Raw genomic sequence first — 23632 nt, forward strand, 5'->3', positions numbered from 1 at the left:
GTCAGCGGATCCGGCGGCGCAGCGAGGGGTCGATGGTGACGTTGCGACCGGCGTCGGGCGGCACGACGACCTCCTGGGCGGCGGCCACGCCACCGGCCAGCAGCGGCGCGTCGACCGGAACCGTGCGCTTGACCACGGCCAGCGCGATCGGGCCCAGCTCGTGGTGGCGGGCGGCCGAGCCGACGACGCCGATCTCCTGGCTCTCGAAGATCACCGGGTCGCCGTGCGCGGGCAGGGTGTCGACGCTGCCGTCGAGGTGCAGGAACACCAGGCGGCGGGGCGGGTGGCCCAGGTTGTGGACGCGGGCGACCGTCTCCTGGCCGCGGTAGCAGCCCTTGCTCAGGTGGACCGCCGAGCCGACCCAGCCCACCTCGTGGGGGATCGTCTTGTGGTCGGTCTCGAAGCCGAGCCGCGGCCGGTGGGCCTCGATGCGCAGCGCCTCGTACGCCCACAACCCCGCCAGGGGCCGGCCCAGGTGATCGGCCAGCTCCGCCCGCGGCACCAGGAAGTCTTCGGTCGCCGTGGAGAGCACCGCCAGGTCGTCGGCCCGCGACACCTCCACGCGCAGCATGAACCGCATGCGGTCGAGATAGTCGATCAGGCTCTGCGCCGTGCCGGGCTCGACGTGCGCCAGCACGCTCTCGCCGTCGTCGACCAGCGTGAGGTGGTGCAGGACGCGGCCCTGAAGGTCGAGGTCGAGCGTCTGGGTCCACTGGCCGGGCGTCAGCGTGTCGAGCTTCTGCGAGGTCAGGTCGTTGAGCCATTTCAGCCGGTCGGCGCCGGAGATGCGGACCACCTCGCGGTTGCTGCGGTCGACGACCGCCTCACCCTTGGCCAGTGCGCGCTGCTCAGCGAACAGGTCGCCATAGTGCGCGGCTACGTCGGCGTCCGGCCCGTCGGCCGCGACGGCGCCGGGGAGATCGAGCAGAGGGCTACGCATGCATCCAAGGCTATCCGCCCGCGCGACGGCGCCCGACGCCGGTGCCGGAGGTCAGCGGCAGTTGCGGCAGCGGCCGAACACCGTGAGGTGATGGACGTCGGCGGCGAATCCCAGCTCCTCGTCGAGCCCCTTCACCAGCCCCTCGGCCAGCTCGGGACGCACCTCGAAGACCTCGTCGCAGCCCCGGCACACCAGGTGGACGTGGTCGGCCTCGGCCGCCAGGTGGTAGGTCGGCGCGCCGTGACCGAGGTGGGTGTGGGTGACCATGCCGAGCTCTTCGAGCAGTTCGAGGGTGCGGTAGACGGTGGAGATGTTGACCCCGCGCGCCGTCTCGCGCACTTTGGTGCAGATCTCCTCGGGCGTCGCGTGCTCCAGATCCTTGACCGCTTCGAGCACGAGCTGCCGCTGCGGGGTGACCCGGTAGCCCTTGGCGCGGAGTTCCTCGTGCCACTGCGTCTCGGTCATGCCCCCGAGTGTAAAGCGCACGATCGCCTGTTCGCGGCCGTCCGATAATTACTTGCCCCCGGCGCTCGCGACCGCATAGCTTCGTGAGTACGCGGAAAGGAGGTGGTCCGAATAATGGATAGTCATAGTCGGGCTAGCGAGGTGGTTGTCCGCTAGCGCTGCGGACTGTTGTCTCGTGTCGCAAGCGAATCCGAGGCAACCACCGGGGCCCCTGGCAGCCGGAGGGCGGGATGACGTATCCCGTCCATTGGTCCATCCGGCCCGTCTGCTCGGCAGGCGGAGTGTTGCCCGGGGCCCTTCTTGTTTCTTCCCTCAGTGTTCCCCGTGGGGTTCGATGCCCAGCTCGGCGCAGGCCGCCCGGTAGAGGCGCACGACCGCCTTGCGCACCTGGGCGCGCTCGGTCAGCGTCTCGCCCCACGGCACGCGCACCCGCTCGCCGCCGTCGACCGTGAACTCCATGGCCTCGGCGTCGACGTCGCTGGTCACCGCCGAGGTGGCCTGCGGCCGCCCGCCGAGCCCGCGCACGATGACCAGGGCGTCGCCGGTGTGGTCGTCGTTCATGTGGCGCTTGATCGCCTCGACGGCGTCGGGGGTGAAGGGCGAGGTCATGCTCAGGACACCTTCTTCAGCTCGGCCGACATGTGGTCGGTGAGCGGGTGGCCCACGGCGGCCATCTCGTAGGCCCACATCAGGTTGCCGTTGACCAGGCCGTAGAGGCGGTGGCCTGCGGTGTACTCCTTGGCCGTGGAGGTGCGGGCCACGACGTCGGTGCGCAGCTCGATCTTGTGGAAGACGACCTCGCCGATGTAGATCTCGACGATGCCGGTCGGGTGCGCGAGCACCACCTCGATCTGCCGGTCGGGCTGCGGACGCCAGTAGCCGGACTCGGTGGCCAGCGGCCTGACCCGGTTGCCGTCGTTGTCGAGCAGCCACGTGCGGCTGACGTAGGTCAGGAACGGCTTGCCGTTGTGGCCGAACTCGATCTCCTGGCCGAAGTTGAAGCTCTCGATCGTCGGATAGCCGCCCACGCCGGCCCCCTCCCAGCGGCCGAGCAGGAACGCGATCTGCTCCAGAGCGGGGTGCACCTCAGGTTCTTCCATGCTCACCAAGCCTAGTCCCGGTCGCTAACCTTCTGGATCGGGGAGAGGTTTCGCCGGGGGGAGCCGCGATGCTGGATGCCTGGGCCGTGCCGCCGCACGTCGACGTGCTGTTCGTGGGCGCCCATCCGGACGACGAGTACCAGTCGTTGTCCACGTTCGGGCAGTGGCGCGAGCGCCGGGGGCTGACCACCGGCATCGTGACGGTCACCCGCGGCGAGGGCGGCGGCAACGCCGCCGGGCCGGAGAAGGGCGCGGCGCTCGGCCGGATCAGGGAGGCCGAGGAGCGCGAGGCGGTCGCGCACGCGGGCATCCGCGACGTCTTCTACCTCGACAGACCGGACTTCTGGTACACGCTCTCGGCGCCCCTGACCGCCCGCGCGTGGGGGCCGGGCACCCTCGGGCGGCTGGTCGAGACGATCAGGGCCACCAGGCCCTCGACCGTGGTGACGATGGACCCGCGGCCCTTCAACCAGCACGGCGGGCACCAGCTCGCCGCCCGGCTGGCCGTCGAGGCGTTCCGGCTGGCCGCCGACCCCGCCGCGTTCCCCGGGACGGGCGCGCCCTGGCGGGCCACCCGGCTGCTGACCCAGAACTGGGGGCTGCGCGGCCCCGTGGGCCCTGGCTGCGCGACGGCCGGCCTGCGCGATCCGGCCACCGGGCTGCCGCAGCTCGGCGTCTGGGCGGGCGCCTGGTCGCCGCGCCACCGCGCCACGTGGGCCCAGCGGGAGCGCGACGCCGAGCGCGCGTACCGCACGCAGGGGTTCGCCGCGCGGCCGGCGAAGGTGGCCGGGCCGTTCGGGTGCGACTGGTTCTCGGTCGTCTTCGACGGCGGGCGGCCGGTGCCCGCCCCCGTCGTCGAGCAGGCGGGCCTGCGCCCTCTGTACGCCGAGTTCCGCGACTGGGCGCGCGCGACCGGCCTGCCGTGGCTGGCCAACCGGGCGCAGCCCGACTACCCCGAGCCGCCCGCCACCACGCTCCCGGTCGCCGGGCGCGCCCCCGTGCTCGACGGCCTCGCCTCCCCCGGCGAGTACGCGGGCCCCGCGCTGCCCCTCGCCCACTGGGAGGGCGAGCGTTGCGCGGCGGCCGACTGCGCCGCGACCGCCCGGCTGACCCGCCACGGCGCCGACCTCTACGTCCAGGTCGAGGTCACCGACCAGGCGCGCGGCGCCGCCCTCGACGAGTGCGAGCGCCACTGGCGCACCGACGCGGTCGAGATCGCCCTCGACCCGCGCGGCGACTCCGACGACACCTCGACCACGTTCAAGCTCGGCGTCCTGCCCTACACCGCCGAGGGCGGCCCGTGCGCGGCCCGCGACGCCGACGCCCGCCAGGGCCCCGCCCCGCGGGTGGGCGTGGCGTCCGCGGCCCACGACGGCGGGTACGGCGTCGAGGTGCGCATCCCGTTCGCGCTGCTGCCCGCCCCGCCCACCGCGCTGAGAGCGAACGTGCTCGTCTACGACTCCGACACCGAGGACAGGACCGGGCAGACGCGCCTGGCCTGGTCGCCGTTCGGCAGCGCCCAGGCCGATCCGTACGTGTGGGGCCGCGTCGGTCAGGGTTAGGGTGACGCCATGGCACGATCATTGGTGATCAAGGTGACCGCGGGGGCGGACGCCCCTGAGCGGTGCAACCAGGCATTCACGGTGGCGGCGGCCGCGCTCGCGAGCGGTGTGCCGGTCTCCCTCTGGCTGACCGGCGAGTCGTCCTGGTTCGCCCTGCCGGGGCGGGCCAAGGAGTTCTCCCTGCCCCACGCGGCGCCGCTGGCGGACCTGCTCGAAGCCGTCCTGGCGGCCGGCCGGGTGACCCTGTGCACGCAGTGCGCCGCCCGCCGCGACATCACGGTCGACGACGTGATCGAGGGCGTGCGCATCGCCGGCGCCCCCGCCTTCGTGGAGGAGGCGGTCAGCGAAGGCGCCCAGGCCCTGGTCTACTAGGCCCGTCAGCCGGACAGGACGGTGCTCAGCCGCTCCTGGCGCAGGGCCTCGTAGCGGGAGTCGTCGAGGGGCGTCAGCTCGCCCACGCGCCACGACAGCAGCAGGTCGGCCAGGGCCGGGTTGCGCGCCAGTGCCGGGCCGTGCAGGTAGGTGCCCACCACGTGGCCCGCGTAGCAGCCCTCGAAGCCGTCGCCGTTGCCCACGCCGGCGACCGTCTTGGACAGCGGCCGGACGCCCGGGCCGAGGTGCGTGACGCCCATGTGGTTCTCGAAGCCGGTCAGCGTGGGCAGGTTGAGCGCGGCGTCGACCTCGGCGACCAGCTCGCCCACGGCCCGCGCGGGGCCGCGCGAGCTGGCGATGTCGAGCAGGCCGATGCCGTCGACCGGCTGGCCCTCCTCGCCGCCGAACGTGCTGCCCATGATCTGGTAGCCGGCGCACACGGCCAGCATCGCCGCGCCCCGCGCGATGGCCCGCTGGAGCCCGCCGTCGCGGCGCAGGCGCTGGGCGGCCAGGATCTGCGGACGGTCTTCGCCGCCGCCGATCAGGTAGATGTCGCCGGTCTCCGGCACGGGGTCGGCCGAGCGGACGTAGACGGTCTCGACCTCGATGCCCCGGCGCTGCGCACGCTGCTCCAGGACGAGCACGTTGCCCTGGTCGCCGTAGGTGCTCAGCAGGTCGGGGTAGATCCAGACGATGCTGAGGGCGCTGTCAGACGGCACGTCCGAACTCCGATCGGATCTGCTGGAAGGCGGTGTAGTTGGCGATCACGTCGACCCGGCCGGGCGGCTGCATGGCCAGCGCCTCGGAGAACGAGCTGCACAACGTGAACGGCACGTCGGCCACGTCGAGCCGGAGCGCCAGGTCGAGCCGCCGCTCACCGGTGACGAAGACCGGACGGCCGCGCAGGATGCGGTAGTCGACGTCCCACAACCACGAGGTGTCGCGGCCGTCGGGGCCCTGCGCGTTGACCGAGAGGATGATCGGCAGTTGCGGGTCGGCGACGTCGAAGGCCTCCAGCCAGCCCGCCGGGTTCTTGCTCAGCAGCAGCCGCGCGTGGCGGCCGTCGCGCTCGACCGTGGTGTAGCGGCCGGCCACCGAGGTGACCTCGCGCAGCCGGGGCAGCGCCCGGTCGACGGGCATCCCGAACGCCTCGGCCACGGCCAGCGCCATCACCGCGTTGGAGCGGTTGGCCAGGCCGGGGAGCTGGATGTCGAGCATCCAGCGCTGCCCGCGCGGGTCGATGGCGACGTCGTCGTCGAGCACCCACTGCGGCTCTGGACGGTGGAAGGTGCACTCACGGCAGGACCAGTCGGCGTCTTTGCGGTCGAGGGGGCCGCCGCACTCGGGGCAGCACCAGGAGTCCTCCTTCCAGCGCTGGCCGCCGGCGACCCAGGTGACCTTGGCGGCCGTGGAGGCCCCCCAGGTGACGAGGGGGTCGTCGCAGTTGGCGATGACGTGGGTGGGCCTACCCGACAGCGCCCTGCGCCACTTCTGCGCGAGCAGCCAGATCTCGGCCGCGCGGTCCATCTGGTCGCGGCTGAGGTTCATCAGGCAGACGACGCCGGCGCCGGTGGTGTCGAGCACCTCCGGCAGGTACTTCTCGTCGACCTCCAGCACGCCGTAGGGGGCGCCCTTGTGCTGGGAGAGCGCCGAGACGTGCCCGGCCGGCATGTTGGCGCCGAAGGCGTTGGTGGCGACCTCGCCCATGTCGAGCAGCGCGGAGGTGATCAACCTGGTCGTGGTGGTCTTGCCGTTGGTGGCGCTGACCAGGGCCAGCTTGCGGTCGCGGGCCAGCTTGCGCAGGAGGTCGGGCTCAAGCAGCAGGCCGACCCTGCCGCCGATCACCGAGCCGTCACCGCGCCCGGTCATCCGCGAGAGCGTGGCGGCGCTGCGTCCCAGGGCGCTGGCGAGCTGAGCCCGCAGAGGAAGCTGGGTCATGCACATGGATCCTAGTCGCCGTTGAGTCCTACTCTGGAGTTGCACACGAAAACGCGGCCCGGTTGGTAGCCCGGGCGAAGCATCACGTATCCGCCCTTCCAGGGATGTCCGGTGTGCCGGAGGCGGCCTGTCCAGGTCGCTTTCCCGGCATGTCTGGTGAAGGGCGGAGAAGATGGTCACGTTGTCGGTCTATTTGGACGGGCCGTTCTGGGTCGGGGTGCTGGAGGTCGCCGAGGGCGGGCGGCTGCGGGCGACCCGGTTCACCCTCGGGTCCGAGCCCACCGATCCCGAGCTGCACGCGTACCTGATGCGCCATGGCGTTTCGCTGCTGGAGCAGGCCCATGCCGCACCCGCCGTGGCCGGCGGGGAGCGCGCGCGGCGGGTCAACCCCAAGCGGGCGGCCAAGCTGGCGGCGCGGGCCGCCGCCCAGGTGTCCGTACGGAGCACGGCCGCGCAGGAGGCGATGCGGCTGGAGCTGGAGAGCCGCAAGCGGGAGGCCGCCCAGGGGCGGCGGGAACGGCGGCGCGAGCTGGCCGAGCACAAGCGCGAGGTGGCCCGCCGCAAACGCCTCGAACGCCGCCGCGACCGCTGACCCGCCCCCGGGCGGGGCCAGGGCGAAAGGGACGTCAGGCCGAGGGGGCGTCGACGAAGGCGATCTCCGGGGCGCCTCCGTGGTCGAACGGCAGGACGAACCGCTGCGGCCACGACAACACCCCCTCCAGCCAGCCCGCGCCCATCGTCTGGCCGACGTGCCTGAGCCTGGCCGACGCCTCGATGCCGATCGCCACGTTCGTGATGTCGCGCTGCACGCCCTCGTTCTCGTCGTCGCCCAGGATGACCCGCCAGGCCAGGGCCCGGTTGTGGTCCACCTCCATGGACAGCGGGTGGTGGCGCAGGGCCTTGGCGCGGTGGCCGAGCAGCTCGGCGTGCACCAGGTCGGCCGCGCCGTTGCCGTTGGACTGGCGGAACAGGGCGTACTCCATGGGCGGGGCCGGGCTGCGCAGGTTGGGGGCGGGCTGGCCGTACGGGAAGAGCCGGTCGACCTCGTGCAGCCAGCGCACCTGCGGGATCACCCACGACGCGCCCGGACGGTCGCCGCCCGGCTCGGCCCCCGACAGCAGCCGCGCGGCGACCTCGGCGGCCTTCTCGGTGAGCAGCGCCGGGTCGAACCAGCTCCGCAACGACCAGGCCCGCCGCTGGACGGCGCGTTCGACCAGCGTGGCCAGCAGGCACTCGCGGCGGCGGGCGGGCAGCTCGCCCCAGGCGGCCGACAGGGTGCGCGGCACGCCGGGCAGCGGCCGGTTGCTGACGAAGGCGAGCACGACCGTGTCGCACCAGATGCGCAGCCACGCCCAGTCGGGCCCGTCGGCGAGCACGTCGGCCTCTCTGAGCTCCACCAGGGTGCACGCCTGGCCGGTACGGCACTGCGCCCCGCACGCGGCCGACCTGCGCCCGCGGATGGGCGGCTGGGGGCCCGGCAGCGGCTTCTCCCGCGACTCCCCCAGCGGGACGCGCACCCGCAGCGGCCGGTCCATGCCGTCGGCGAAGACCGCGGCCGAGCCCGGCTGGAGCGAGACGACGTGCCTGGACTGCTCGTCGCTGAGGTTCATGGCCGCGCCGACGAGCTTCCTGTCGTCCTCGGCGGGCAGCCGGTGGACGACCTTCAGCGCGGTGTTCTTCACGACGTCGGAGACGAGCTTGGTCGGGATCTGCTCGGCCACCACGATGCCCTCGCCGTACGCCCTGATCTCGGCGAGCAGGCCGGCCAGCAGCTCCACGGCGTGTGTGGAGGCCCGGCCGTGGCCGCGGTCGCGCAGCAGCCGGTGGGCCTCCTCGATCACGATGACGTGCCGCAGCCCGGCCGACTTCTCCTTCCTGGCCCGCATGCGCAGGTGCTCGACGATCCGGATGATCAGCGTGCCCATGAGGAACGCCTTGTCCTCGTCGTTGGCGACGTCCTCGATGGCGAGGACGACGTTGCGCTCCAGCAGGCCGCCGATGTCGGCCGGGTGACCGCCCTCGAAGAAGCGCCCGGCCGAGCCGACCCGCAGCGACCGCAGCCTGAGCGAGATGAAGCCCTCGACGTCGGCCTGGACCTCGCGGCCGTAGCCGATCTCCTTGATGACGTCCATGGCGTGCTGCTGGAGCTGTTCGAGCGTCGGCACGCTGGGCGGGACGTTCGAGCCGGGCACGGCGCCGCCGGTCACGACGTCCCAGCCGGTGGCCTCGTAGACGCGTTGCAGGGACAGCGACATGATCTGCGGGAACGGCTCCTCGGCGTCGAAGGCGGCCATGAACAGCGCCCTGATCATGTCGATGTGCGCCTGGACGGGGTAGCCGGGCTCGGGTTCGAGCGGGTTGACGCTGAGCGGCACGCCCTCGGGGGCCGACGGGTTGATCACCGTCACCGGGTCGGCGATGCGGCCGGCCATGGCCGCGTACTCGGACTTGGCCGGTTCGATGGCCAGCCAGGGGATGCGCGCCTCGCTGAGCTGCTCCAGCAGGTGCCGGACGGTCTGGGACTTGCCCGAGCCGGTCGCGCCGGTGACGAACGCGTGCCTGTTGAGCGTGGCGAGGGGCACCCGGAAGCTGCCCACGCCCCTGTCCTGGCCGTCGAGGATCTCGCCCAGCTCCAGCTCGCCGCCGTCGGCCTCGGACGTCACGTCGAAGAAGCCGGAGTCGAGCACCCGTACGCCGGGCACCTCGCGCCTGGGCAGCCCGGCCAGCGCGGCCAGCGCCCCGGCGGTGGCCGCGAAGGGCGCCGCGGCGCCGTCGGCCGGGTCCTGCATGGTGATGGCCAGAGCCTCCGACAGCGCATAGACGGCGCCGTGCGCGCTGCGCAGCCGGTACGGGTGGTGGCTCATCTCGACCGACCCGACGAGCACGGGCGCGATCTGCCGCAGCTCCTCGGCGGTGGCCCCGCCGGCCAGCACGCGCACGTTCCACAGGCCGGCCTCGCGGAAGGCGTCGAGCTCCTGCATGCGGCGCTCGGCCCGCTCGGCGTCGAACCGGGATCGCTCGGAGGCGTCGCCGTACTGCCGCAGGACGTTGAGCTGGGTGCGCAGGTGCGCCACCTCGGCGTCGAGCAGGTCGGTCGGCTCGGCCACGACCAGCCAGGCGAACGGCCGCGACATGAGCGTGACCAGCGTCGACTCGAACAACGTGGGCCGCTTCAGCTCGTCGGGGTCGGACCCGGCGAACTCGCGCCCCCGCCCGCCCAGCGGCGGCGCCTGGCGGCCGGGGCAAGGCGTCCAGACCAGGTCGGCCAGGTCGGCCAGATACTCCTCGTCCAGCTCGATCCCCCGCGCGCCGCCCGGGAACAGCAGCGGCTGGGGCCCGGTCGGCAGGCCGGGCACGTCGGTCGCCCTGCGCGGCTGGCGCGGCGGCGAGAGCGGGCCGGCATTGGTGATCAGTTCGAGCGGCGCGCCGGAACCCCGCGACAGCCACCCGATGACGAACGGCCGGTCACGCTGCGCCGCCGACAGCACGGCGGGCAGCACGGTGACGAAATCCCACTCCGCCGACGAGCTTCGCGAGGGTGCGGCGATCGACTGGATCCGATACCAGGGCCCGCTCAGCGAGACACTCGGCTGCATCTTCAATTCCCCCACAGTCGGTTCTCAGTAAACTCCCGCTGATCGTCAGCTCCTCACCACGCCCTTGACCAGGTCATTGCCTGCCCTTGCGCCAGTCAAGGCGTGGCGGTGGTGGACCGAGGTTGGGTGGCGGCTCCTCGCCCTCGTCCTTCGCCTCCAGAGCCAGCACGGCCTCGCGCACCTCCTCCAGGTCGCCCAGCGTGGTCTTGGGGAAGGTGAGGATGGCCGGGTTGGCGTCGGCCAGCCGCACCCGCCGGCCCTCGGCGGTCGCGTCGGTGACGATCACGGACGTCGTGGGGAGCTGCTGGAGCTGGTGCGGCTCGACCAGGAACTCACGCGAACGGTGGAGCACGCGCTCGGTCTCGGAGATCTTGTCGGCGGTCCTGCCCCACTCGGTGGACTCGGTGATGTCCTCGGCCAGGTCGGCGCGGCCGTCGTCGTCGCGGTCGTGCCGGGCGTCGTCCACCTGGGAGATGGTGGAGGTGTAGCCGCCGTCGAGGCCCGGCAGGGCGTCGCTGATCGTCTCGGTGAGCTGGGCCAGCTCCAGCCGGTGCTCGGTGCCGACGTGCTCGCTGGCGACCCGGGCGTCCTCGGCGTTGCCGAGGCGCATGAACGCCACGGCCGCGTGGCCGCGCCCCAGGCGCTCCTTCACGGTGGGGGTCAGGCTCCGGTACGTCAGCACCAGCCCGGTACGGGAGGTCTCGCACGCGTCCATGAGCCGGTCGAGCACGTCGCCGCGGAGCTTGTCGGCGCCCGCCACGATGATCGTGTGGTACCAGGGCCGGTCGGAGGCGGGCGACTGGCGCAGGATGTGGGTGAGCGCGGTGGCCACGTACGTGCCGAGCACCCGGTTGCCGAACACGCCGGCCTGCCGGTCCATGCTCACCACGCGCAGCCGGGCGGGCGGCAGCCGCACCGCCTGGGTGCCGAGCGTCTCCAGCTTGCGCAGCTGCGACTCGAGGGCCCAGGCGCGCTCGATCACCACCCGGTCGCTCACGCCGCGGCCGAACAGCGTGCCGATGCGTTCGAGCTGGGTCGCGGTGATCAGGCCGAAGCGCAGGTCGTCCCGCGGGTCGCCGACCTGCGCCAGGGCCCGCAGGGCGGCGGTGACCTGGCTGATGGTGGCGTTCTCGCCGAGCACTTCGAGCACCCGTTCCAGGATGGCGTTGTCGAAGCTGAGGTCGCGGGTGGTGCGGTGTTCCTCGCTTACGCTCACCACGTGGGCCAGCACGTCGGCGAACGCCTCCGGCTTGAGCGTGGCCCCGAGGTCGAGCTTCGGCAGGTCGACCGGCAGCACCCAGACCAGCGGGTCGTCGCCGCCCTTGCGGGCCAGCTCGATCAGGTCTTTGGCGATCGCGCCCTCCGACAGGTCCAGCACGGTCAGGTGGCCGCCGCTGTAGAGCCGGGTGGCGCCGAGCAGCGTGATCAGCGCGGACCAGCCGGGCAGCGTGCCGCCGGCCACGTCGATGCGGTCGATCTCGTCGGGGACGGCGACGGCGTACCAGGTGAGCTGGCGTTCGTGGCGCTCCTTCGACTCCTGCCAGTCGCGGTAGCGCCGGGCGTGCTCCTCCTGGGCGCGGAACAGCTCTTTGTCACGTTCCTGACGTTGCCGGTCGTCCCTGGCCTGCTGTTCGAGCACCCGGTAGCGGACCGCCCGGTCGCCCTGGAGCAGGGCGTAGGTGCAGATGCCCGCCACGCCGCCGGCCGCGACCAGCCCGAGCAGCGCGAACGACCACCCCAGGTAGCCGCTGAACGCGGCCACGAGGATCAGCGCGGACATGGTCAGGCTGATGGCCCGGATGACGCGTACGGGCCGGTTGAGCATGTCCTCCTGGAGCCGCTCGCGGCGCAGCGCCTCGGCCGCCGCCCGGCCGGTCGACTCCGCGTCCGGTGCCGGCTCCTGGACGGGCGAGGGACGCTTGGGCGGCGGCCCCGGGTCGGGATGCAGCAGGATGTACTGCCACCCCAGGTAGATGCGGTCCGCCTGGAGCTGGGCATGCTCGGGATGCACGTCCGCCACGTGACCCTCCGGCCGCGATATGTCGTTAGTTGCAGGGGCCAGCCCTTTTCCGCTCCGTGACAGCGTATGAGCTTCCACCCCCGTAGCGGCAGGGTTCGCGGCAATTCCACCCGCCAGAAGGGAGCATTGCGGCAGATGGGGCAACCGTGACCTATTACCATCCATACCCATGACCGAACCCTCCGGCGGCAGCACGAGGCCGACACGCCCGGTGGCGGTGCCCATCGTGGCCCTCGTGGCGGTCACGGCCGTCGGCATCACGGCCCTGCTGGGCGGGCTGAACGAGGCCCCCGACAAGGGCCCGGACCTGCTCGGCCAGGGTGCGACGCTCGACCAGGGCCGTTACTCCACGCGCTTCGTCGAGTCGCGGGTCAGGGTCGAGCGGGCCAAGACGCAGTTCGACGAGGACAAGCGGTTCGTGGAGCTGGTCTTCGAGGTCACCAACAAGGGGGACGAGACCTCCAGCGTCGGCGTGCCCCCCGACCCCGCCAAGCCGGACAAGGCGTGGCTCGGCATGTCCTTCGCCGACTCGCTCGTCTCCATCAGCCCCAAGTTCCCCAAGGAGTCGGGGCCCTTCGTCTATGCCCTGAACAAGGGCGACGAGACCCGGCAGCTCCACCCCGGCGTGACCAGCCAGGTCCTCGTCCGGTACCGGCTCGGCGCGACCGAACGGCCACCGGACAAGATCACGCTCGACGTGGCCACCTTCGAGTACGCCCCCGGCTTCGAGGACGAGCGGCTGCGCTGGCAGATGGTCGCCGAGGAGAAGGAGGACAAGTTCTACCCCGAGGTGAAGGCCCGCGTGACGCTGCCGGTCAAGGCGGGTGAGGGGGCATGACCGCCACCCAGCCGCGTTCCTCCGCCGTCCCCGGGCGTCCCGACCGGCCCGGCCGCGGCGCCGGACGCGGGCCGGGCGGCGGCTCCAGAGTGCTCAACGCCTGCGCCGGGCTGCTGCTGGCGGCCGCCGCCGTCGGGCTGCAGACGTTCCACCTGTCCGCCAACGAGGCGGGCGCCAGGGTGACCTACACGGGCGCCAAGGGCGAGGACGTGGACGCCCGGCGGTTCACCGTCCGGCTCGACTCGTTCCTGGCCACCAAGACGATCCAGAACAGCGACCGGACCATCACGACGGACAACCTGTTCCTCGTGGTCAACGCCTCGGCCAGGTCGAGCCTCAAGCCGTACCACCTGGGGCAGCCGCAGCTGCTGACCGCGGACGGCAAGAAGTTCGCGGCCACCGACCGCGTGGCGAGCCCCCTGACGCTGGCCAACACGTGGGTGCAGCCCGACATCTGGGTCAGCGGGCGGTTCTTCTTCGAGGTTCCCTCATCGGCGTTGCCGGGGGCGCGGGTGGTCTTCGGGCTGCCGGCCGAGGCGGTGGTGGAGCCGTTCCAGCCGGAGGTCGAGGTCGACCTCGGGCTCGACGAGGAGGCCGCGCGCAAGCTCGCGGCCTCGCCGCAGGCCGTCTACTCCACCGTCAAGAAGTGATCGCACTGTGAGCACGAACGAGCGCGACTGGTTCGCCCCCAGGAACGACCACCAGCCCGAGGACCCTGCCCCGGCCCCCTCGGCCTTCCCGCCTCCCCCGGCGCCCGCGGACCCCGCGGCCCCGCCGGGGTCCCCCGTGTTCCCCGCGCCGGAGCCGCCGCCGTCCCAGCCGCCCGCGGCGGGGCCGATGCCGCCGTCGCCGCAGACGCCACCGCCCGGGACCGGGCCGATGCCGCCGTCGCCGCTGCCCAGCAGGCCCCGGCGTCGCCGTACGGGCTCCCCGCGCGACCGCGCCACCCCGCCGCCGACCCGTCCCACGCCGCCTCCCGGCTACGGCCCCGCGCCCTCCGGCCCCGCTCCTTCCGGCTCCGCTCCTTCCGGCCACGTGACTCCCCCGACCGGCCCGGCCGGGGCACCTCCCGGCCGTGGCGGCGCGCAGCAGCCCGGCCCTGGCATGCCCGGCGCGGGCACACCCGGCGGGCCTGGGATGCCCGGTGGGCCAGGACGCGGCCGGTTCGTGCATCCGGACCAGCAGGTGTGGCCGCCCGCCCCGCGGGAGTCCTCAGGAGGCAGCAGCACCCAGCCGCTGCCCGCCATCCGGCCCGGCATGACGATGCCGTCCCCGCAGCGGCCTCCGGGCGCGGCCGCCGTGCCGCCACCGGAGCAGCCGCCGGCGGCCCCGCAGGACGCCCCGCCGCCCAGGCGCCGCCGGCTGGTCCTGGTCGCCGTGGGCGCCGCCGTGGCCTCCGTCGTCGCCATGGGCCTCAACACCTACGACGGCTACCGCTTCTACGACACGACCATCACCGACGGCATCAAGGTCAAGGAGATCGCCGTCGCCCCCGGCCAGTCGGGGAAGGTCCACGACATCGAGTGGAAGGCCGCCCTGAAGCCCGTCCAGGCCCCGCAGGGCAGCAAGCACGGCCCCGAGGTCACCTGGCTGAAGGTGGACATCACCCAGAAGCTCCTCGACGAGTCCAGCGCCACCATGACCGCCCCGCCGGACAAGGTCAAGCTGGCGGACCGCGCCGGCCGGACCTGGACGGTGGAGTTCACGCCGGGCGACCGCCCGACGGACCGGCTGGAGCTGGGCAAGGAGTACACGTTCGAGGGCATGGCCATCGTGCCGACGCCGGTCGCGAACGAGGTCGAGCTCTCCTTCAGGGTCAGCGACTACCGCTCCGACACCCCGACCGCGGACTTCTTCAAGCGGGAGAAGGCCGGCAAGCCGGAGGCGGACGTGCTGCGGTTCATACGTCGCTGAGCGGCTCGCCCTTGAGCCGGGCCCGCGTGGCGGCCAGGTCGTACGTGGCCGCCAGCAGCGCCATGGTGAGCACGGTCACGACCAGCCCGCGCACGAACGTCACGGGCCCCTGCTTGTACGCCCAGGCCCACTCGGCCTGCGAGCCGACGAGCGTCACCACGGCGCGCTCGGCGTACTCGGCGCCCACGGTGAGGGCGACGTAGCTCAGGCACATCATGCCGAACAGCGGCGCGCCGCCCTTGGCGATCATCCGCAGGGAGTTGGCCAGCGGCAGCCAGCGGTCCCGGAAGCCGCCGGTGAGCTGGTCGAACGACCTCTTGGTGAGGTCGTGGCTGCCCTCCAGCCGGTCCACGCCCCGTTCGAACCGGGTGCCCTTGACCAGGCTGCGGGTCTCGTCGGAGTAGGCGCCGAAGACCAGCATCGCCACGGTCAGCCAGGCCAGCGGGACGGCGACGCCGCCGATGAAGTACGGCCAGAAGTCGCCCACCGCGCCCGTGACCGTCTTCCACAGCGGCACGCTCTTCTCCGCCTGCTCCAGCAGGTCCGCGCCGCCGGCGACCACGCTGCGGTGCTGCACCCAGTCCGAGCGCAGCCCGGCGATGGCGACGGTGGCGTTCAGTCCGTAGAAGACGAAGGCGAACTCGGAGAAGGCGGCGCCGAAGCCGTACAGCTTGCCCTTGCCCTGCTCCACGAGCTTGGCGAACAGCCACTTCAGGCCGAACAGCACGACCATCGCGCCCAGCGAGACGCGCCAGTCGAGGTCGGTGAGACCCTTGCCGACCTGGGTCTCCTCGCCGAACCAGGCCGCCGACGTCATGTCGTAGAAGTGGTGGTTCAGGTCCATCCGCTGCAGGGCGCGGGCGTCCTCCACGTGCCAGCCCCACGACAGGTAGAGCACCGCGAAGGCGGGGGCCACCCGGTCCAGCACCCGGAAGAAGCGCTCGTCCTCGACGCCCTCCGCCCGCCGCGCGCGCATCTCCCACAGCGCGCCGCGCAGGGTGTAGAGCATGCCCGTGGTGACCGTCATCACCGCGAGGACGATCAGGGTCAGGAAGGTGACCGTGCCCACCAGCCGGAGCTGGCGCAGGTCGCCGTAGGCGAGCTCGGTGGCGGCGTACAGCAGGGCGAAGCGCACGACCTGGCCCGCCGCGTACCAGAGGATCAGGGGCAGCGCGCATTTCCCCGCGAGGCGCAGCGCGTGCAGGGGCAGCGAATACGGCGACGGCATCCGCTGAGCCGGCGTAGGCCCAGGTCGGGGCGGCGCCATCACACCTGTCGATCCGGACATCTGCTGAATCGTAGCGGTCTGTCCCTTACGCCGCAGCCGCAACCCGTGGACACCCTGTGGCCAGCGTGTTTCCAGGCCACTCCTGAGCAGTGACAAATGCGGGAAAACGACGATTCGGCCCACAGGAGGCGGTCACACCGGACGAGCCTTGCGGCACGATGGCGTTATGGACCCGCTGCCCGCGTTCGACCAGGACCCCGCCGTCGTCGGTGACCGGCTGCGACGGCTGCGCCAGGCGCGCGGGGTCTCGCTGTCCGAGCTCGCCAAGCGGGCGGGCATCGGGAAGGCCACGCTGTCCGGCGTCGAGACCGGCACCCGCAACCCCACGCTGGAGACGCTCTGGGCGATCACCGCGCAGCTGGGCGTGCCCATCGGGGCGATACTCGACTCGCCGCCCGAGCCGCAGACCATGCGCGGCGCCGCCATCGAGGCCGACCTGCTGGAGGTCTTCGAGGACGACAGCGTCACCTACGAGCTCTACCGCGTCCGCGTGCCCCCGGGGATCACCCAGACCTCGCCCGCCCACCACAAGGGGGTGAGCGAGCACGTCACGGTCTTCACCGGCACGCTCAGCGCCGGCCCGATCCACGAGCCGCTCACGGCCGGGCCCGGCGACCACATCTCCTGGCTCTCCGACGTCCCCCACGGCTACCGCGCGCACGGCCCCGACGTCGTGCGCGCCACCCTGCTGATGCGTTACCCGACCAAGCCCTCCGCCTGAGCGGGCCGGCAGGTGCGGCACGGCCGGTAGCCGGCCGCCCTGGCCTGGGCGACGCTGCGGAAGCCGTGCCGGTGGGCGGGGGTGATCCGGCGGGCGTTGTGGCAGGTCGGGAAGCACACCACGCCGGTGGTGTCGCTGGCCAGGTAGAACACCCGCTCCCCGGCCAGCGCGCGCACCCGGTCCAGGTCGACGCCCTCGGCCAGCAGCAGCCGCTCCTTGGCCGCCGGGCCGAACACGTAGTCGCCGGTCACGCCGTCGGACCTGACGACCCGGTGGCACGGCACGAGCAGCGGCACCGGGTTGGCGCCGAGCGCCGTCCCCACCGCGCGTACCGCCCGGGGCCGCCCGATCTGCGCCGCCACCCACGAGTACGGCCTGACCTCGCCCCTCGGGATCGTCCTGACCGCGTCGAGCACGTCACGCTGGAAGCCGCTGACGCCGCGCAGGTCCAGCGCCACCTTGCCGAGGCGGCCGGTGCGCAGCGCGGGCACCAGCCCCGCGGGCGGCCGGTCGGCGGCCAGCAGCGGCCGGCCGAAGCGTTTCCTGAACGAGGCGGCGAAGTCGTCGCCGGCGTGCACGTACGCCACGCCCTGGTCGGTGAAGGCCACCCGCAGCTCGCCGATCGGCGCGGGCACGCTCACCCAGCGGGCGGCGATCCGGTCGAGCAGCCCGGCGGGCGCGTCGGTGGCCAGCGCGGCCAGCCCGGCCAGGAGTGAATCGTTGTTCATCGGGCACCTCCCAGTTCGCGCAGCCGCCGCAGCCCTCGCGACACGTGCGACTTGACCGTGCCCTGCGGAATCCTGAGCACGGTGGCGATCTCGCTGACCGGCAGGTCGACGACGTGCCGGAGCACCACGGCGGCCCGCTGTTCCTCGGGCAGCAGGCCGAGCAGGTCCGACAGCTCGTCGCCGGTCTCCCTGCGGACCGCCGCCTCCTCGACGTCCTGGGCGGGGTCGGGCTCGTCCACGGGCTCGTCACGCAGGTCGGGTGGCGGTTTGCGGGATTTGGCCCTGGCGCAGTTGCGCCAGATGTTCATGAGGATCGTCATCAGCCAGGCCCGCGGCTGCAGCGCGGCCACGCGGTCGGGCTCGTAGCCCGCCAGTGCCCGGTACGCCCGCAGGAACGCCTCGGCGGTGAGGTCCTCGGCGTCGGCCCAGCGCCCGCTCAGCCGCAGCGCGGTCGAGAAGACCAGGCCGCGGTGGGCGGCGTACAGCTCGGCGAAGCCCTCGTCGAGGTCGTCGAGGAGCGCCTTGCGCACCGGGTCGAGACAGTCGGTTCCACTCACGCCCTCTACAACACCGCCGCCCCGGGTTTCGTTGCGCTCGCCCGGAACGGGAACGGGAACGGGGCCCGTGTCCGGTGTGGACACGGGCCCCGTCTCGGCGCTGTCTGGGCTCAGACGGCGACCGCGAGCTGGGAGACCTCACCCAGCTTGGCCTCCACCTGAACGTCGCGGGTGACGCCGCCGCCCGCGATGATGCGGACGGTCCAGTCGCCGGGCGCGGCGAAGAAGCGGAAGACGCCGTCGTCGGAGACGACGACCTCACCGGTGAACTCGCCGGAGTCGTCGAGCAGCCGCGCGTAGGCGGTGGTGGCGCCCGTCACCACGCCCTGGATGACGGCCTGGTTGGACAGATCGATCCCGGCCGGCAGCGCGATGGTCTGCTCCGGCGCTCCGCAACCCTGTGCAGTGGTCATCAGCGGGCCTCCCCCAGCTCGATCGGCACGCCCACGAGCGAGCCGTATTCCGTCCACGAACCGTCGTAGTTCTTCACGTTGCCCTGGTCGAGGAGCTCGTGCAGCACGAACCACGTGTGCGCCGAGCGCTCGCCGATGCGGCAGTAGGCGATGGTGTCCTTGCCGAAGTCGACGCCGGCCTCGCCGTAGAGGGCGCGCAGCGCGTCGTCGGACTTGAAGGTGCCGTCGTCGTTCGCGGCCTTGGACCACGGGATGTTGCGGGCGGTGGGCACGTGGCCGCCGCGCTGGGCCTGCTCCTGCGGGAGGTGGGCCGGGGCGAGCAGCTTGCCGGTGAACTCGTCGGGCGAACGCACGTCGACCAGGTTGAGCTTGCCGATCGCGGCGACCACGTCGTCGCGGAAGGCGCGGATCGCGGTGTCCTGCTCCTGGGCGACGTACTGGGTCTTGGCGCGCTCGGGCACGTCGCGGACCAGCTCGCGGGAGTCGAGCTCCCACTTCTTGCGCCCGCCGTCGAGCAGCTTGACGTCCTGGTGGCCGTAGAGCTTGAAGTACCAGTACGCGTAGGACGCGAACCAGTTGTTGTTGCCACCGTAGAGCACGACGGTGTCATCGTTGGAAATGCCGCGGTCCGACAGCAGGGCCTCGAAACCGGTCTTGTCCACGAAGTCGCGGCGGACCGGGTCCTGCAGGTCCTGCCGCCAGTCGACCTTCACGGCGCCACGGATGTGGCCCTTGTCATAGGCGCTGACGTCTTCGTCGACCTCGACGAGTACGACGTTGGGGGTGTCGAGGTTGGCCTCGACCCAGTCGGCGTCCACCAGGGCGGCGGAGCGGCTCATTGGGAAACCTCCATTTTGGCGGCGGGCAGTAGACGGCGGGTGAGCAGGTACGTTTCGCAGCCGAGGCAGAATCCGAAGGCTGCGTTGAGGAAGGCGGCGAGGAGAGCCGCGGCCGTGGCCCCGAGGGCCAGCGGTGTGATCCCGGCGGCGAACCCGGCCAGCCCCGCGACCGCGAAGAGCAGCCCCACCCCCTGCGCGAACCGCGGCGGGCGGGCGTCTTCGGTCTCCTTCGGCGCGCTCCTGACGAGCGCCTTGAAGAGCATCGTGTACGGCGAGCGGCGTGCGACTCCCAGCGCGAAGACCACCGCCTGGACGGCGAGCAGCCACGCGTTCCCCGTCACGAGGACGAGAGCGAGGACCAAGGTGGTGACGGCCGCACCGAAGCGCAGCGCTCTGGGATCAGCACGCATCGCAGGATGCTCCTGAAGGGGTCGAATGGGGCGGACCAGATGTCCGCGGTGACCGTCCTCAGGCAGCGCGACAGAGCGCGGTGGCCACGCGGCAGAAATCAACCGCGCGCCGCTTCGTGAGCAGCTCTGTCGACGGGTTCATAGCGACGACCCTACTCGTCGTCTCGCCATCTGTCACATCTCGTCCGAGTTCTGAGACAGTTCGTGAGACGGCCGTGACTCCCCGGAGGGGATCGCGACCGCCAGCGCGGCCAGCACGTCGGCCTTCCGCGGCTGGCCAGAGGCCTTTTTGACCACGTTACCTGACGGATCCAGCACAAATACGGTCGGCGTACGCATGACGTCGAACCGCCGCACCAGATCGAGCCGGGACTCCGCGTCGATCTCCACGTGCGCCACCCCGGGCACGAGCGCGCTCACGTCGGCCAGCACCCGCCTGGTCGCCCGGCAGGGCTGGCAGAAGGCGGTCGAGAACTGCACCAGCGTGGCCCGCTCGCCCATGGCGGCGCCCAGCATGTCCGCGGTCAGCCGTTCACCGGCCGCCGCGCGCACCCGTCCGTCGCGGCGCAGACGAACCACCCCGATCACCGTGCCGAGCGCCAGCGTCGCCAGCGCGATCCACAGACCCGTCACCTCAGGTGCCAACCACGGGCGGCCGCGATTACTTCCTGGCCGGGCCGGCGACGTTCACCAGGACGCGTCCCCGCCGGTCGACGACCTCGAAGCGGTCGATGCGCCGCATGAGCACCGGCGTCGCCATCTGGAAGACGGTCTCCTTGCGGTAGGTCTCGCGGCTGACGGTCCAGCTCCCGACGACCTCGCGCCGCCCCCTGTCGTCGTAGACGGCCAGGCTGCAGGCGGTGCCGACCGGCACGTTCCGCACGGTCACCAGCAGCTCGGTGCGCCCGTCGCCGGGCAGGGCGTAGACCGTGGCGTAGTAGTCCTTGGCCGCATTCTCGCCCTTGAACGCCCGGCCGTCGCCGGTGGTGCTCAGGGGCGTCGTGGGCATCGCGCTCGGCGTCGGGAGGGCCTTCCTGAGCTGGGCCTCGGGCGCGGCGTCGCTGGCGACGAAGCCCTCCGTCTCGGGCGACTTCCCGGCCGCCGACGACTGGGGGGCGGCCGCGGGGGCGGCCGCGGTCTGCTGCCCGACGTCCTGCCGGGTGACGGTCCAGACCGTGCCGCCGACGGCGATCACCGCGACGGAGGCGGCCACGGCCAGCATGAGCCGGCCGCGCCGGTGGCGCCGGGCGCGGGCGTTGAGCAGCCGGTCGAGCACCTGGCGCGGCGGGCTGGCCACCAGCTCGACGTCGCGCTCGGACACCTTGCCGAGGAAGGCGGCGACGCCTTCGAGTTCGAGCAGCTCGGCGCCGCAGGTCTCGCAGGTGGCCAGGTGGTTGTCGATCTCCAGCGCCTCGTCGGGTTCGAGCGCGCCCAAGGCGTGCGCGCCCATGGCGATGCGCACTTCTTCGCAGGTCATCACGGCGCCAGCCCCCGCTCTTCGAGCGCCAGCTTGAGCGCGCGCAGCGCGTAGTAGGTGCGCGACTTGACCGTGCCCGGCGGAATGCCCAGCGTCGCCGACGCCTCCTTCACCGATCGCCCCCGGTAGTAGACCTCCAGCAGCACCTCGCGGTGCTCGGGCCGCAGCGCGGCCAGCGCCTCGGCCACGGCCCACGACTCGACCGCCCGTTCCAGCTCGTCGTCGGCCGGCAGGACCGCGAGGGCCTCGTCGCCGGTCTCCTGCGGCCTGGCCTTCTTGGCGCGGTGCTGGTCGACCACGAGGTTACGCGCCACCGTGAACAGCCAGGCCCGGATGGGACGGCCGGAGAGCGCGTCGGGGTGCCGCCAGGCCCGCAGCAGCGTCTCCTGCACCACGTCCTCCGCACGTCCGGAATCACCGGTGAGTCGCAGCACGTACCCGTAGAGTGGCCCGGCGTGCTCGTCGAAGAGGGTGCGTACGAGCTCCTCGTCCGCGGTGCCTGCTGCGCTCACGCCCTCATCACGTACGGGGGGCCGCAGCGGTTCAGGCTCATCCACGGATCGGCACGTCAGACGCTTCGGCCGAGAACTCCAATCCGTCGGCCACGCTCTTGACCCCGGTGATCCTCACGTCGAAGGGCAGCCCGCCCTTGAACGGGATCGTGTAGGTGACGAAGCGGGCGAGCTGGTCGGGCACGCCCTGGATCTTCTCCGCCTGGAGCCTGATGGCGCCGTCGGCCACGTCGACCCGCATCTCCGCGGTGAACTGCACCTTCTGCATCCCCACCGTCACCTCTCCCGACGCCACGAGCCGCCGCCCGTTGCCGCTGATCTTGATGCCCCGGGGCGCGTACTTGTCGATCGTGGCCCGGGTGAGCACGCCGCTCACGGTGACGCGCCCGGCCCGGACGTCGGCACGGTTCTGCAGCACGTCGGACAGCGGGGCGGTCACGTCGTAGGCGACGCCGCGCAGGTTCTTCACCGGCACGCCTCCGTAGGTGAGGGTGCCGAGATCGAACCGTACCTCGGGATAGTGCCCCGAGACGGCCTGAGTGAGAAACGGGATGCCCTCGATCGTCACCTTGGGGGTGCCGCTGAGGTCGGTGGCGGCGGCGATCCGGTTGGACAGGTCACGCTCCACCCCGGCCACGGCGACGCGATCGACGACGACGAAGAGGACGACCAGCACGATCAGAAAGATGATCAGCTTGCGCATGGGGCTCCCTGTCGTCGGCGGGGGTGTCGAGCCTATCGATCCGGCGGTCTCCTTCCCCGCCGGAGCCGTCGATCACCCGCCGGCGAAGGGCGGCAGCACCTCCACCGTGACGCCCTCGCCGAGCACCACCGTGTCATGGGCGCGCCGGCCCACGGGGGCGCCGTCGACGAGGAACGACGAACGGCCGACCACCCGGGCGAGCTCGGCCCGGTTCGCTGTGATTTTGGTCATCAGTTCGCCAAGAGTCGCCGCCTCGAACGACTCCTCCGCGACTCCGGCGGCCTCCTTGGCCGCCGCCCAATAACGTACTTTTCCTGTGGCCATGCGTTGCCTCACAATCGCCTTCGCTCTATTGTGCGACGCCCTTTACGTGGTTGTTTCAAAGGGCCCGCTGTTCACCTGGTGGACGCGCAATGGACGCGACCAAGCCGTGGGATATCCTCGCGTACAGGACCTGGGCGACGTCGCCTCCGGGTCCTTGTGTGTTAGAGGAGGCCGTGATGAGCAACCTGCTGCTGCTGACCAACGCCCTCGAGCCGTCCTCCGAGGTGCTGCCGGCGCTGGGGTTGCTGCTCCACTCCGTCCGGGTCTCGCCGGCCGAGGCGTCTGCGCTCATCGACACGCCGCCCGCCGACGCCGTCGTCGTCGACGCGCGCAAGGAGCTCGTCCAGGCCAAGAGCCTGTGCCGGTTGATCCGCACCACGGGCATCGACTGCCCGCTGCTGGTGGTGGTGACCGAGGGCGGCCTGGCCGCGATGACCGCCGAGTGGGGGGTCGACGACGTGCTGCTGGAGACCGCCGGGCCCGCCGAGGTGGAGGCGCGGCTGCGCATGGCGACCGGGCGCAGGTCGCAGGTCGCCGCCGAGGACGTCCCCGACGAGATCCGCAGCGGCGACCTGTCGATCGACGAGGCCACCTACACCGCGCGGCTGCGCGGGAACGTGCTCGACCTGACGTTCAAGGAGTTCGAGCTGCTGAAGTACCTGGCCCAGCATCCCGGCCGGGTCTTCACCCGCGCCCAGCTCCTTCAGGAGGTCTGGGGCTACGACTACTTCGGCGGCACCAGGACGGTCGACGTGCACGTCCGGCGGCTGCGCGCCAAGCTCGGCACCGAGAACGAGTCGCTGATCGGGACCGTCCGCAACGTCGGCTACCGGTTCGTGCCCGATCGCAGCGATTCGGCCCACGTGTGATCCGTTGACCCGTGTTCGCCTGATGTGACACTTTGTCGTTGGGTCT

At 72.2% G+C, this 23632-nt stretch carries 28 protein-coding genes; 8 read left to right on the forward strand and 20 right to left on the reverse strand.

Going from position 1 to position 23632, the window contains the following annotated elements; translation table 11 throughout:
* Position 1: 1 nt before the first annotated feature.
* The 4 genes from ygfZ to ACNF49_RS00625 all read right to left on the reverse strand — a co-directional run bounded on the left by ygfZ (position 2) and on the right by ACNF49_RS00625 (position 2505).
* Positions 2–940, reverse strand: coding sequence for a CAF17-like 4Fe-4S cluster assembly/insertion protein YgfZ (gene ygfZ, locus ACNF49_RS00610; RefSeq protein ID WP_357967169.1), 939 nt, complete (start codon positions 938–940; stop codon positions 2–4).
* Between the two features lie 51 nt (positions 941–991).
* On the reverse strand, positions 992–1405 hold the full coding sequence (locus ACNF49_RS00615) for a Fur family transcriptional regulator (RefSeq protein WP_357967168.1): 414 nt from the start codon (positions 1403–1405) through the stop codon (positions 992–994).
* Positions 1406–1717: 312 nt separating this feature from the next.
* A complete protein-coding gene (locus tag ACNF49_RS00620) occupies positions 1718–2014 on the reverse strand; it encodes a DUF2470 domain-containing protein (protein WP_352319738.1) in 297 nt (98 codons plus the stop codon).
* 2 nt (positions 2015–2016) lie between these two features.
* On the reverse strand, positions 2017–2505 hold the full coding sequence (locus ACNF49_RS00625; RefSeq protein WP_352319740.1) for a heme-binding beta-barrel domain-containing protein: 489 nt from the start codon (positions 2503–2505) through the stop codon (positions 2017–2019).
* 68 nt (positions 2506–2573) lie between these two features.
* Here ACNF49_RS00625 and ACNF49_RS00630 point away from each other — a divergent pair, with 68 nt between their 5' ends.
* A complete protein-coding gene (locus tag ACNF49_RS00630; protein WP_482942473.1) occupies positions 2574–4067 on the forward strand; it encodes a sugar-binding protein in 1494 nt (497 codons plus the stop codon).
* 9 nt (positions 4068–4076) lie between these two features.
* Positions 4077–4439 (forward strand): DsrE family protein, encoded by a 363-nt coding sequence (locus ACNF49_RS00635; RefSeq protein ID WP_352319743.1) that lies wholly within the window; start codon positions 4077–4079, stop codon positions 4437–4439.
* A gap of 5 nt (positions 4440–4444) precedes the next feature.
* On the opposite strand, the gene ACNF49_RS00640 is transcribed toward ACNF49_RS00635, so the two are convergent.
* Together ACNF49_RS00640 and ACNF49_RS00645 are read right to left on the reverse strand one after the other, a co-directional pair.
* Positions 4445–5158: a type 1 glutamine amidotransferase gene (locus ACNF49_RS00640; RefSeq protein ID WP_352319745.1), complete on the reverse strand. Its 714-nt coding sequence runs from the start codon at positions 5156–5158 to the stop codon at positions 4445–4447.
* Positions 5148–6377 carry a Mur ligase family protein gene (locus tag ACNF49_RS00645; RefSeq protein WP_357967161.1) on the reverse strand — a complete coding sequence of 410 codons (1230 nt, stop codon included), beginning with the start codon at positions 6375–6377 and terminating at the stop codon, positions 5148–5150. Before ACNF49_RS00645 ends, ACNF49_RS00640 begins: the two co-directional genes overlap by 11 nt.
* A gap of 181 nt (positions 6378–6558) precedes the next feature.
* On the opposite strand from ACNF49_RS00645, the gene ACNF49_RS00650 reads away from it, so the two are divergent.
* Complete coding sequence (locus ACNF49_RS00650; protein WP_357967159.1) at positions 6559–6969, forward strand: YjdF family protein; 411 nt, start codon at positions 6559–6561, stop codon at positions 6967–6969.
* Positions 6970–7003: 34 nt separating this feature from the next.
* Here ACNF49_RS00650 and ACNF49_RS00655 read toward each other — a convergent pair whose 3' ends face one another.
* Together ACNF49_RS00655 and ACNF49_RS00660 are read right to left on the reverse strand one after the other, a co-directional pair.
* Positions 7004–9973 carry an ATP-binding protein gene (locus ACNF49_RS00655; RefSeq protein WP_482942474.1) on the reverse strand — a complete coding sequence of 990 codons (2970 nt, stop codon included), beginning with the start codon at positions 9971–9973 and terminating at the stop codon, positions 7004–7006.
* Positions 9974–10046: 73 nt separating this feature from the next.
* Entirely contained in the window at positions 10047–11993 is a 1947-nt protein-coding gene (locus ACNF49_RS00660) for a hypothetical protein (protein ID WP_357967155.1), read from the reverse strand.
* Positions 11994–12162: 169 nt separating this feature from the next.
* Here ACNF49_RS00660 and ACNF49_RS00665 point away from each other — a divergent pair, with 169 nt between their 5' ends.
* The 3 genes from ACNF49_RS00665 to ACNF49_RS00675 are packed head-to-tail and all read left to right on the forward strand — an operon-like array spanning position 12163 to position 14745.
* Positions 12163–12831 (forward strand): hypothetical protein, encoded by a 669-nt coding sequence (locus ACNF49_RS00665; RefSeq protein ID WP_482942475.1) that lies wholly within the window; start codon positions 12163–12165, stop codon positions 12829–12831.
* The gene (locus ACNF49_RS00670; RefSeq protein ID WP_482942476.1) at positions 12828–13481 is read left to right on the forward strand and encodes a hypothetical protein; all 654 of its coding nucleotides are present in this window, start codon (positions 12828–12830) and stop codon (positions 13479–13481) included. The genes ACNF49_RS00665 and ACNF49_RS00670 overlap by 4 nt, the downstream gene beginning before the upstream one ends.
* A 7-nt stretch (positions 13482–13488) precedes the next feature.
* Complete coding sequence (locus ACNF49_RS00675; protein WP_482942477.1) at positions 13489–14745, forward strand: hypothetical protein; 1257 nt, start codon at positions 13489–13491, stop codon at positions 14743–14745.
* Here ACNF49_RS00675 and ACNF49_RS00680 read toward each other — a convergent pair.
* On the reverse strand, positions 14732–15973 hold the full coding sequence (locus ACNF49_RS00680; protein WP_482942478.1) for a hypothetical protein: 1242 nt from the start codon (positions 15971–15973) through the stop codon (positions 14732–14734). The two genes, ACNF49_RS00675 and ACNF49_RS00680, sit on opposite strands and share 14 nt — an antisense overlap.
* 226 nt (positions 15974–16199) lie before the next feature.
* Between ACNF49_RS00680 and ACNF49_RS00685 the strand changes: the two genes are divergently transcribed.
* Entirely contained in the window at positions 16200–16754 is a 555-nt protein-coding gene (locus ACNF49_RS00685) for a helix-turn-helix domain-containing protein (RefSeq protein WP_482942479.1), read from the forward strand.
* Here the strand turns inward: ACNF49_RS00685 and ACNF49_RS00690 are convergent.
* From ACNF49_RS00690 to ACNF49_RS00740, 11 genes are all read right to left on the reverse strand, one after another.
* On the reverse strand, positions 16730–17482 hold the full coding sequence (locus ACNF49_RS00690; RefSeq protein WP_482942480.1) for a methylated-DNA--[protein]-cysteine S-methyltransferase: 753 nt from the start codon (positions 17480–17482) through the stop codon (positions 16730–16732). The two genes, ACNF49_RS00685 and ACNF49_RS00690, sit on opposite strands and share 25 nt — an antisense overlap.
* Positions 17479–18039 (reverse strand): RNA polymerase sigma factor, encoded by a 561-nt coding sequence (locus ACNF49_RS00695; protein WP_357994477.1) that lies wholly within the window; start codon positions 18037–18039, stop codon positions 17479–17481. Before ACNF49_RS00695 ends, ACNF49_RS00690 begins: the two co-directional genes overlap by 4 nt.
* A 110-nt stretch (positions 18040–18149) precedes the next feature.
* Positions 18150–18452: a DUF1416 domain-containing protein gene (locus tag ACNF49_RS00700; RefSeq protein ID WP_125643227.1), complete on the reverse strand. Its 303-nt coding sequence runs from the start codon at positions 18450–18452 to the stop codon at positions 18150–18152.
* Entirely contained in the window at positions 18452–19291 is an 840-nt protein-coding gene (locus tag ACNF49_RS00705; RefSeq protein ID WP_357967141.1) for a sulfurtransferase, read from the reverse strand. Before ACNF49_RS00705 ends, ACNF49_RS00700 begins: the two co-directional genes overlap by 1 nt.
* Complete coding sequence (locus ACNF49_RS00710) at positions 19288–19701, reverse strand: DUF4395 domain-containing protein (protein WP_357967139.1); 414 nt, start codon at positions 19699–19701, stop codon at positions 19288–19290. Before ACNF49_RS00710 ends, ACNF49_RS00705 begins: the two co-directional genes overlap by 4 nt.
* A gap of 58 nt (positions 19702–19759) precedes the next feature.
* Positions 19760–19843 (reverse strand): putative leader peptide, encoded by an 84-nt coding sequence (locus ACNF49_RS00715; RefSeq protein ID WP_350668905.1) that lies wholly within the window; start codon positions 19841–19843, stop codon positions 19760–19762.
* A gap of 32 nt (positions 19844–19875) precedes the next feature.
* The gene (locus ACNF49_RS00720; RefSeq protein WP_387679414.1) at positions 19876–20334 is read right to left on the reverse strand and encodes a thioredoxin family protein; all 459 of its coding nucleotides are present in this window, start codon (positions 20332–20334) and stop codon (positions 19876–19878) included.
* Positions 20335–20362: 28 nt separating this feature from the next.
* Positions 20363–21178 carry an anti-sigma factor family protein gene (locus ACNF49_RS00725; RefSeq protein ID WP_357967136.1) on the reverse strand — a complete coding sequence of 272 codons (816 nt, stop codon included), beginning with the start codon at positions 21176–21178 and terminating at the stop codon, positions 20363–20365.
* On the reverse strand, positions 21178–21690 hold the full coding sequence (locus ACNF49_RS00730) for a sigma-70 family RNA polymerase sigma factor (RefSeq protein WP_125643242.1): 513 nt from the start codon (positions 21688–21690) through the stop codon (positions 21178–21180). The genes ACNF49_RS00725 and ACNF49_RS00730 overlap by 1 nt, the downstream gene beginning before the upstream one ends.
* Before the next feature lie 37 nt (positions 21691–21727).
* Positions 21728–22393, reverse strand: a complete 666-nt coding sequence (locus tag ACNF49_RS00735) for an LmeA family phospholipid-binding protein (protein ID WP_357967135.1) — start codon at positions 22391–22393, stop codon at positions 21728–21730.
* Between the two features lie 72 nt (positions 22394–22465).
* Complete coding sequence (locus ACNF49_RS00740; RefSeq protein ID WP_357967133.1) at positions 22466–22717, reverse strand: MoaD/ThiS family protein; 252 nt, start codon at positions 22715–22717, stop codon at positions 22466–22468.
* Between the two features lie 176 nt (positions 22718–22893).
* On the opposite strand from ACNF49_RS00740, the gene ACNF49_RS00745 reads away from it, so the two are divergent.
* Positions 22894–23586, forward strand: a complete 693-nt coding sequence (locus ACNF49_RS00745) for a winged helix-turn-helix transcriptional regulator (protein WP_357967130.1) — start codon at positions 22894–22896, stop codon at positions 23584–23586.
* Positions 23587–23632 lie beyond the last annotated feature (46 nt).

It is taken from the genome of Actinomadura sp. ATCC 39365 (assembly GCF_054392275.1).

Excerpts from the sequence above, each read along its gene's own strand:
- ACNF49_RS00615 (WP_357967168.1), bottom strand. The coding sequence starts at position 1,405 with ATGACCGAGACGCAGTGGCACGAGGAACTCCGCGCCAAGGGCTACCGG.
- ACNF49_RS00625 (WP_352319740.1), bottom strand. The coding sequence starts at position 2,505 with ATGGAAGAACCTGAGGTGCACCCCGCTCTGGAGCAGATCGCGTTCCTG.
- ACNF49_RS00645 (WP_357967161.1), bottom strand. The coding sequence starts at position 6,377 with ATGACCCAGCTTCCTCTGCGGGCTCAGCTCGCCAGCGCCCTGGGACGC.
- ACNF49_RS00735 (WP_357967135.1), bottom strand. The coding sequence starts at position 22,393 with ATGCGCAAGCTGATCATCTTTCTGATCGTGCTGGTCGTCCTCTTCGTC.
- ACNF49_RS00690 (WP_482942480.1), bottom strand. The coding sequence starts at position 17,482 with ATGAACAACGATTCACTCCTGGCCGGGCTGGCCGCGCTGGCCACCGAC.
- ACNF49_RS00710 (WP_357967139.1), bottom strand. The coding sequence starts at position 19,701 with ATGCGTGCTGATCCCAGAGCGCTGCGCTTCGGTGCGGCCGTCACCACC.
- ACNF49_RS00705 (WP_357967141.1), bottom strand. The coding sequence starts at position 19,291 with ATGAGCCGCTCCGCCGCCCTGGTGGACGCCGACTGGGTCGAGGCCAAC.
- ACNF49_RS00630 (WP_482942473.1), top strand. The coding sequence starts at position 2,574 with ATGCTGGATGCCTGGGCCGTGCCGCCGCACGTCGACGTGCTGTTCGTG.
- ACNF49_RS00620 (WP_352319738.1), bottom strand. The coding sequence starts at position 2,014 with ATGACCTCGCCCTTCACCCCCGACGCCGTCGAGGCGATCAAGCGCCAC.
- ACNF49_RS00670 (WP_482942476.1), top strand. The coding sequence starts at position 12,828 with ATGACCGCCACCCAGCCGCGTTCCTCCGCCGTCCCCGGGCGTCCCGAC.
- ACNF49_RS00715 (WP_350668905.1), bottom strand. The coding sequence starts at position 19,843 with ATGAACCCGTCGACAGAGCTGCTCACGAAGCGGCGCGCGGTTGATTTC.
- ACNF49_RS00745 (WP_357967130.1), top strand. The coding sequence starts at position 22,894 with ATGAGCAACCTGCTGCTGCTGACCAACGCCCTCGAGCCGTCCTCCGAG.
- ACNF49_RS00725 (WP_357967136.1), bottom strand. The coding sequence starts at position 21,178 with ATGACCTGCGAAGAAGTGCGCATCGCCATGGGCGCGCACGCCTTGGGC.
- ACNF49_RS00680 (WP_482942478.1), bottom strand. The coding sequence starts at position 15,973 with ATGCCGTCGCCGTATTCGCTGCCCCTGCACGCGCTGCGCCTCGCGGGG.
- ACNF49_RS00655 (WP_482942474.1), bottom strand. The coding sequence starts at position 9,973 with ATGCAGCCGAGTGTCTCGCTGAGCGGGCCCTGGTATCGGATCCAGTCG.
- ACNF49_RS00700 (WP_125643227.1), bottom strand. The coding sequence starts at position 18,452 with ATGACCACTGCACAGGGTTGCGGAGCGCCGGAGCAGACCATCGCGCTG.
- ACNF49_RS00740 (WP_357967133.1), bottom strand. The coding sequence starts at position 22,717 with ATGGCCACAGGAAAAGTACGTTATTGGGCGGCGGCCAAGGAGGCCGCC.
- ACNF49_RS00685 (WP_482942479.1), top strand. The coding sequence starts at position 16,200 with ATGGACCCGCTGCCCGCGTTCGACCAGGACCCCGCCGTCGTCGGTGAC.
- ygfZ (WP_357967169.1), bottom strand. The coding sequence starts at position 940 with ATGCGTAGCCCTCTGCTCGATCTCCCCGGCGCCGTCGCGGCCGACGGG.
- ACNF49_RS00665 (WP_482942475.1), top strand. The coding sequence starts at position 12,163 with ATGACCGAACCCTCCGGCGGCAGCACGAGGCCGACACGCCCGGTGGCG.
- ACNF49_RS00635 (WP_352319743.1), top strand. The coding sequence starts at position 4,077 with ATGGCACGATCATTGGTGATCAAGGTGACCGCGGGGGCGGACGCCCCT.